Source organism: Mesorhizobium sp. M2A.F.Ca.ET.067.02.1.1 (assembly GCF_004023285.1).
Lineage (GTDB): Bacteria > Pseudomonadota > Alphaproteobacteria > Rhizobiales > Rhizobiaceae > Mesorhizobium.
The window spans coordinates 1-1,206 of the sequence record NZ_RZSB01001156.1 but is presented as its reverse complement, the minus strand read 5'-3'; the positions used below and the strand labels follow the sequence as shown (position 1 = coordinate 1,206).

Sequence of the window (1,206 nt, the reverse complement as noted above, 5' to 3'; positions counted from 1 at the left end):
ATGCAGATCCCCAGCCTCACCCACGGCCAGATGGCGGTGATGGCGCGCTATCGCGGCGACATCCTCGACCTTGCCCAACGCCAGACCGTGACCAATCCGAGCTTCAGGCGGCTCTACAATCACGGCAATCTGCAATTCACCTACTGCCTCTGGGGCCTGATGCCGGGAAGCCTCGGCGACGAGGAAAGCCCGTTCAACGAATGCAGCCACGCCTATCTTGCCACCGCCAAGGCGCTGCTCGCCCATATGGCGACGATGCCAGCAGCCGAGCGCCAGGCGAAGGCGCTGATCTCCGACATCGACGCCGACATGGTGCGCAGCGGCGCATCCTGGATCCTGTGCCAGTTCAGCGGCGAGGCCTTCAGCACCGGCGCGGTGATCGAGCCCAGATGGCGGGACATGGTCTTCCACCTGCCCAGCCTGGCGGCGCTGCTGGTCACGATGGCGGCGCTGATGACGGCTGCGTGGTCGATCTTCCGTTTGCCCTCGCCGCGGGCCGGCACAGTCTAGAACGATTCAGCGTCTCACAGTATCACCGAACCGTTTCAAGTCTTTCGTGCGATCGTTTCCAGGAAAGCCAGAACGCGCGACCAACTCAGTTCGGCTGCGGCCGCATCGTAGTCCGGCAGCGCTCGATCGGTGTAGAAATGGCCGATCCACGGATAGGTGAAAATCTCCGCCTTGACTTGGCTGCGCTTTGCCGCCGCCGACCAGCCGGCAACTTGTTCAGGCAGCGCAAACGCATCCGGGTCGGCGACGTGGACCGCGACCGGAATGTGTCGACGAACATTTGTGGGAATATCGGCAAGGCCATGCAGCAGCACAACGCCCGCGGCAGCGATTCTTTCTGGCCAAACGGCACTGACCACCCCAGCTCCCATCGAATGGCCAGCGAGCACCGCGTCTCGAGAAGTCTGGAGGAGCGCTGCCCTGGCACGGCCGCAGATGGTTTCCGACCCGACCTTGCCCATCAGGTCAAGCCCTTCGTCGACCGACGGCGCCGTAAATCCCGCGTACAGGTCCGGCGTCACAACAATGGCCGGCGCCTCGCATTCTCTCAGCGGCTTGCTGTTCCACCGCCCGAAGGCCCAACACCGAGTGAAAGAGTACGATAGTAGCCATTCGCTTTCCCTCCGGCGTCCCCTAGCCGATCGCGTTGGACTCTCAGGCGCTGCTTAACTGACTGAGGCCGGCCGACCTCCTACG

Annotated in this window: 2 protein-coding genes; one reads left to right on the top strand and one right to left on the bottom strand. The window is 63.4% G+C overall.

Annotated elements, in window-relative coordinates; all coding sequences use genetic code 11:
- On the top strand, positions 1 to 510 hold a 510-nt coding region (locus tag EOA28_RS39335; protein ID WP_128298207.1), incomplete at its 5' end, for a hypothetical protein.
- Between the two features lie 35 nt (positions 511 to 545).
- On the opposite strand, the gene EOA28_RS36335 is transcribed toward EOA28_RS39335, so the two are convergent.
- Positions 546 to 1,031: a dienelactone hydrolase family protein gene (locus EOA28_RS36335; protein ID WP_348527615.1), complete on the bottom strand. Its 486-nt coding sequence runs from the start codon at positions 1,029 to 1,031 to the stop codon at positions 546 to 548.
- Positions 1,032 to 1,206: the final 175 nt, after the last annotated feature.